2 protein-coding genes and 1 pseudogene are annotated in these 6,849 nt (G+C 47.1%); 2 read left to right on the forward strand and 1 reads right to left on the reverse strand.

Annotated features, from left to right (window positions below):
- Both B3K91_RS07990 and B3K91_RS07995 read left to right on the forward strand, forming a co-directional pair.
- On the forward strand, window positions 1-188 hold a 188-nt coding region (locus B3K91_RS07990; RefSeq protein ID WP_292594540.1), incomplete at its 5' end, for a hypothetical protein.
- A 306-nt stretch (window positions 189-494) separates the two neighbouring features.
- Window positions 495-4,145, forward strand: a complete 3,651-nt coding sequence (locus B3K91_RS07995; protein ID WP_292594542.1) for an InlB B-repeat-containing protein — start codon at window positions 495-497, stop codon at window positions 4,143-4,145.
- 76 nt (window positions 4,146-4,221) lie between these two features.
- On the opposite strand, the pseudogene B3K91_RS08000 reads toward B3K91_RS07995, so the two are convergent.
- Window positions 4,222-6,849 (reverse strand): annotated as a pseudogene (locus B3K91_RS08000) (hypothetical protein); the annotation flags it as partial.

The raw sequence follows: 6,849 nt of genomic DNA on the forward strand, positions 1-6,849 counted from the left end.
TTCTTCGCCTTCTTGGCACACAGCAACCAATAACTTTATTACCTGAAAGAGATCTGCAGAATTTCGTAGACTCTTTCTCTTTGAAATGCTCTATTGTTCCGCTACGCTTTTTCAGCTGCAAAGTGATTACTTCGGTCTCCGGAAACAAACTGATAATTCGCACTGTTCTTTCGCTAAATGCTCAATAATCCAGAAATTTCGGATCAATTTTTAATGTTGTTTCTTTGTAAATTAACGGTAAATACTCATAACGATGCCAGATTATGTATCGGTAAAAAAAGTCATCCGTTCGCTTGCAAGATAAAGTAATACTTCCACCTCTCTCATAATAAGGTATAAGTGACGGACAATGATTTCCGCAATTACACACAGATAGATATAAAAACGTAGGTCATATGATTGATGCGTATGCATCTATCGAGTATGTATACAAATAGATTGGATCGTATATAATAATTCTATGGAGTTGCATTCCTGATTTTGGGGGAATACTTATGAGGATAAACTTGAAAGGCATACTGATATCGATTTTCATAGTTTTCATAGTACTTATGAGCAGTTGCGTACCGAGAGTGAGACTCTTCACTCTGGAAGTGATTTCCGAACCCGATACTATTGGGATCGTTCTTCTGGATGAGATAGAGCAAACTGAATTCGAGCCTTCGGACATCCGTCTGACTCCGTTCAGCATTAGCTTGAAGCCTGAGGAGCGAGTCGTAGTTAGAGTCGTGGACGAAGAACCTTTGCAGGAACTGGAAGAGATTCACGTTTTCTACGGCTGGAGCGATGGATCACAAGACAATCCCAGGGTAATAACAATTGATTCCAACAAGAAACTCGAAGCAAAGACTTTGACGAAGTTCAAGGTGACTGTCAGCACAGATCCTAAGAAACTCGTGGGGATTCCCGGAAGCGGCTGGTACGAGAAGGGAAGCAGCCTAACACTCACCGCCCCGCAGGTTGAAGGCTACTCCTTCCTCAACTGGACGGTAAACGGAGAGATAGTCGAGAATCAAGAACTCTGCATAACAGTAGGCGAACCTTCGAAAATCGAAGCCGTTTACAGCGAAATACCTTTCAGGACGCTTTCTGTTGGAAGCGAACCCGAAGGATTGAAGATAATCATAGACTCACTTGAATACACGTCACCTTGGAGCATTCAGGCAAGAGAAGGTACTTCCCATACGATAGAGTTCAAAGCTCAGGAGAGGGACGAAAGCTCTTTCGTATCCGGTATAGACACAAAATACACCTTCAAGTCATGGAACGATTCAAATACCTCGAACCCAAGAACGGTGCTCCTCGATTCGGATAAGAGCTTCACAGTCCAGACGGAGACACGATATCTAGTCGAGACCTCGACACTGCCCGAAGGAGTTGCCAGCATAGATGGCGCTGGCTGGAAAGTAAAGGACTCTCTTTTTTCTTATGTATCACCTGATTCAATCGGATACGACTTTTCGCACTGGGAAGTAAACGGGATCAGGATAGATGGAAGAAGCGTAGAGATAACTCACGACTCGGCCAAGAAGATAGTCGCCGTATATACGCTCAAGGGATACAGCGTGAATGTGGACACTGAACCTTCGGGACTTGAAGTGAAAGTGAACGGAGTCAAGAAAGTAGCTCCGGCAAGTGTGGTAGTCAATCATGGAGACACGGTATCACTTGAGATACTGACTCCACAGGAGAGAGTTGAGAGCGGTAATGTAGAAGGAATAGACACAAGATACAGTTTCACCAGGTGGAGCGACGGAAGCACTGCGAAGTCGAGGACGATAACCGTAACCGAAAACGTATCGTTGACCGCCCAGATGAAGAGCGAATATCTTGTAAGCGTGAGCTCTTCAGTAGTAACTATTCCCGGAAGCGGCTGGTACGAGAAGGGAAGCAGCCTAACACTCACCGCCCCGCAGGTTGAAGGCTACTCCTTCCTCAACTGGACGGTAAACGGAGAGATATTAACTGATAACCCGCTTCAGATAAACGTTGACAGCCCGAAGAAAGCTATTGTCAAATACAACGCGATCCCCACTCTTGAGATCCCGGATCAGACGGTGAGCACTGGAACGAATCTGGTTATTGACTTGAGAAACTTCGCATCAGACTCAGACAGCGATCCTATTGTGTTCTCTAAAGTATCTGGAGTTGGAACGATAAGCGGAAACCAGTTCAGCTACAATGCGACCACTGCAGGAACATATTCGGTGACCGTTAGAGCGAGCGACGGCAGGGGCGGAGATGCGACCGATACTTTCAGCATAACTGTTGTGCCTTCAAACAACGCTCCTCTGAAGCCTTCAAATCCAGCCCCATCAAGCGGCACAACTGGTATAGGAACATCGATAACGCTTTCATGGAACTGTTCAGATCCCGACGGGGATGCGCTGGTATATGACGTCTACTTTGGTACTACGACAAACCCTGCTAGAGTTTCGGCTGGACAGACGGCTAAAGACTACACGCTTTCGAATCTCACTGAAGGCACGAAGTATTACTGGAAAGTTGTCGCCAGAGATGCGAAGGGCCTTGAAACGGCAGGAGATCTCTGGAACTTCACCACGAAGAGTAATCAGCCGCCCGCGAAGCCTTCAAGTCCAAATCCTGCAAATAACGCCAGCGATGTCGCTGTTTCAATAAATCTCTCATGGAATTGCAGCGACCCGGACGGAGACTCTCTGAAATACGATGTCTACTTCGGCGAGAGCTCGAATCCATCGAAGGTAGCCTCTGGGATAACTACGAAATCTTACAACCCCGGCAATCTTCAGAATGGAAAGGATTTCTACTGGAAGATAGTAGCGACAGACGCTAAGGGAGCAACTACCCAGGGAGATGTCTGGAAGTTCAGAACAGTAGTCGCCGAAATACCACCCGAAGACGGTATAGACATGAACGGGCCGGTTTACACGGGGAATGTCCTTCTCGTAAGCAATGAATCAGAGAGCGCGAATACCTCAGAGTACACTGGAACGCTCAGTTCTGATTATCTTCCATCAGGGGATATTCTTCCCAAAAATTTGCCGATTGAAGCGTATGCTATAAATCCAGAGATACCTCTCTTAGATGACGTCGATCTATCGATGAAGATGCGACCGGATCTAGTTGAAGCTGGCTTCGAACTCGCAGCCGTAGGCAACACGAGATCCTTCTACGTCCAGAACTTCAAAACGAATTCAAAGTACCAGATAACCGCGACTCTCCAGTATATTGGGGAGACATGCGAAATATGGGTCGAGAATCCTTCGGAAATAACTGTTTTCAAGGCAACGCAGCTGGGTCAGGAGTTCGATAACGTCATCTATCCTCTGGTTAATGAATACTTCTACACTCCATCAGATGTGAACGGAGACGGAAGAGTTGCGATCCTCTGTTTCGATATTCAGGACGATTTCGACAGCACTGGAGCTTACGTGGGCGGTTACTTCAGCTCGGGAGATCTCTTCAATACCAGTACTTCAAACAAGATGGAGATCTTCTATATAGACACCTATCCGACGATGCGCTACCCGGCATCGAACCAGGTAGATGTTTCGAGAGCCTACAGTACTCTGGTTCACGAGTTCCAGCACATGGTCAACTTCAACAGAAACTACTTTGTGGAGAAGGGCAGTTCAATGCCGACGTGGTTGAACGAAGGTTTGTCGATGGCTGCCGAACATATCTACAAGGGGACTCTGACAAGCAGGATAAGCTATTACAATTACGCCACCAGCATAAAGAACGGACAGTCTCTGCTTTACTGGAATGACAACGGCGATGTGCTTGCTAATTACTCGCTCTCCTACCTTTTCTTGCAGTATGTCAGAACACAGGGTGGGGGAGATCCCGCTATCTTCAGAGATATTCTTCTGGATAGCTGCAACGATCAGAGGGCGGTGACGGCGGCGCTGGCAAAGAGAGGGGTCAATATAGGATTTGGAGATCTCATGACTGCGTTTAGGATCGCGCTTCTCCTCAAGAAACCGACGGGGTTGTATGGTTTCAGAGGCGATAGCAGTTTCGACAGCATAACAGTCTCATACTACACTGGCGGTGCAAAAAATCTGAGGGGTGGAAGCGCAGTGTTCAAGACAATAAACCCGAGTTTTACGGATCCTGGCAATGCTGGAAGCTCCATACAGTATGTGGGAATATGCAAGTGATCGAATAACCAATTCTTTCTGGAAATGAAAAGCCCTCCATCAGGAGGGCTTTTGAGTTATAAAGATTAGCGTGCAGCTATTTTAGTACTTCTACATCCAGATGAATCGCAAAGTATCTTGCCGGGCTGACATCAACGACCAGATTAGAACCTTTGTATGTAGTGAATGTTCCTGGAGAAGGTTTGCTGTTTGGCAAAGCGCCTGCCGCATAGCTCTGGATCTTAACGGGTTCGGAAACACTCTGCAGACGCATATTAGGCCCGAGGATTATTGTCAGCTTGCCGTTCTTATAAGTCACTGAGGCTCCGGCGACTTTATTCTGACCAGCGTAAATATCCTGAGTGGCGGGACCGTTTGTATCGAAGTAGTACCACCATGCAGATCCACTGCCTTCATAGTTTCCACCCCAGGCAGTCTGTCCTCCTATCCAGATTTCGGGATCGGTAGGAGTCAGCTTTATTTCGACTACTGCATCGTCCCATATCTTCTGCAGCTCACTGGTGAGTGTCGCGGTATTCTCGAGTCTGAAGTCCTCTTCTTCACAGGGGAATACAATCTCAAGTATTATGTCCTGTTTGTTTGTGCTCTCTGCCTTCATGAGAACCACATCGCCACAACCGGGAAGGAAGCTGTCTTTTGCAGTAGCAATTATCCATTCAACGAGTGGGCTGTTTTCATAAGAGAGAGAAAACCCACTTCTCGATACAAAATGATCCCATTCCAGTCCGCCTTCCATTATCGCCCATATCGCCATCTGAATATGTCTGTAGTCAACTCCATCAGGGTAAAGATTATCTCTATATCTGTTGAGAATGTAGTTGATTTTCGCCATATCCTCATCTAGCTGACCGCCATTGTAGATATCCTTTATGGTATATGAACCGCTAATCCCTGGAGTATTAACATCAATACACCAGCCGGGATACGTACCTGCCATGTAGCCAGTGACTGTGGCTGAGATATATGCGCCGAGCTGGTTTAGCTTGTAGGAGATACTTCCACTTCCTTCAAATGAGAACTTTCTTATGGTTATGGAGAACTGGACTACAGCTGAATCAGTAAGTTCCATCGGGAATGTAAGTGTATCTGGAACTGTTGCAACGATTGCGAATCCATCTGGCACGTAAGTGAATTCATCATCTAGAACTGCAGTGGCGTTAGTCTCGCTTGTTCCCGTTATTGACAGGAAAGAATCATCGTACGCTTCGTCGGTATTAGCAGGTGCGTCGGCAGAGATTTCGACCTTTACCCTGTGTTGAGCGTTAGTGTCAACAGGCGTGAAGGCTATCGGTCCAAATCCATAAGTCTCGTATCCACCAGAAGCGATACTTCCGAGCGATACTTCCGGAAGAGTCCGAATAGTTATCCAATTAGACCCGTTATAATACTGAAGTGTAATGGTCAGCTTGACGTTCTGGGCCTCACTGTTGCCATTGTTGGTAACCTTTACTGAACCACTGTAAGAGTGCGTGTCCACTACAGAATCGAGAGTCTTTGTTGCCGTTATGGTGTATTCGATGTCCTTTTCGAATTCATTCACCTGGAAGATTATCAGGGTTGGATTCGCTTTCTTATCGATTTCCCACTCGTAGATTTTCTCCCTTATCCAGAAGAACTCGGCTTCAACTTCTGCTTCAAGTTTTACTGTCTTGGGTACTGTGATAGTTACCGTAGCATCGTCGGAGCTTTCCTCATTGGTATCGTCCTCGGTAACCGTGGCTGTGTTGGTCAGGTAGTATGTACCGGGTAGAGCTTCTATATTCTTGAGAACTAGAGAGTAGGTGAGTGTATCTGAACCCGTGAGATCCCAGTCTCTCGCAAGAGTTGCCGGAACTATTTCGAAACCTGTAGGTACATTCGTTATTAGGTCGTTTACGGTAGCGGCCTCGTCTATCTCTTCCACAACGTTGAGATCGGTCGGTGTATCTCCGGTCTTGCTTACCTGTAGATCGGCGTTGTTTGAAGAGGTTACGTCTACCGTGGCCGTGTAGCTTGCGTTGAAGTTCTTTGTTGTATAAGTCTTGCTGTAAGTCTTCGTCTCTCCAACACCTATGGTTATACCTTCTGCAAGAGTATCCAAAACACTCAGTTCAGGTATGGTGAGTGTTACCTTCACTCCCTGGGCTGCGCCCTGTCCGGTATTGGACACGGCCACATTGACGGTCACCGTGTAGGTGCTGTCGGTGGTGAAGGCATTGCCTCTGGTCACCTGTATCGTGTAACCTATCGTGGCATCTTCGCTCTGGTCCAGAGTGACTTCTTCCGGATCGACAGACTTGACTATACTCCAGTCGTACTCTATCTCGTCCTCTCTGCTTACCTGGACGTCCACTTCGGCTCCCAGTCCGGGCGCCGGTACTGTGATAGTTACCGTAGCATCGTCGCTGTCGTATTCATCGTCAGTGTCTTCACCGTAGATAACGACCGTGTTGTGAAGCGGGTATTCTCCCGGAGCTGCTCCGGTGTTGGTCGCTACAACCGTGTAGCTTACACTCCAGCTGCTGGTTAGTGAATTCCAGTCAGTACCCTCTATTATGTCTAACCATTCACGATAGATATTCCCTTCTATAGCTATTCCGGCCACGCTGAACGCATCGAAGGTATCCTCTACGTATGCGTCTTCGTCTATCTCCGTCACGTTAGGAGTCGGAAGTAGCTGATCTGTCTTGACTTCGTCCGAAGCAGTTCCCGCCGTCGCCTTCGC

It is taken from the genome of Mesotoga sp. UBA5847 (assembly GCF_002432735.1).
Classification (GTDB): Bacteria; Thermotogota; Thermotogae; order Petrotogales; family Kosmotogaceae; genus Mesotoga.

Bases quoted from the DNA above. Each gene is read 5' to 3' on its own strand.
- B3K91_RS07995 (WP_292594542.1), top strand. From the start codon at position 495: ATGAGGATAAACTTGAAAGGCATACTGATATCGATTTTCATAGTTTTC.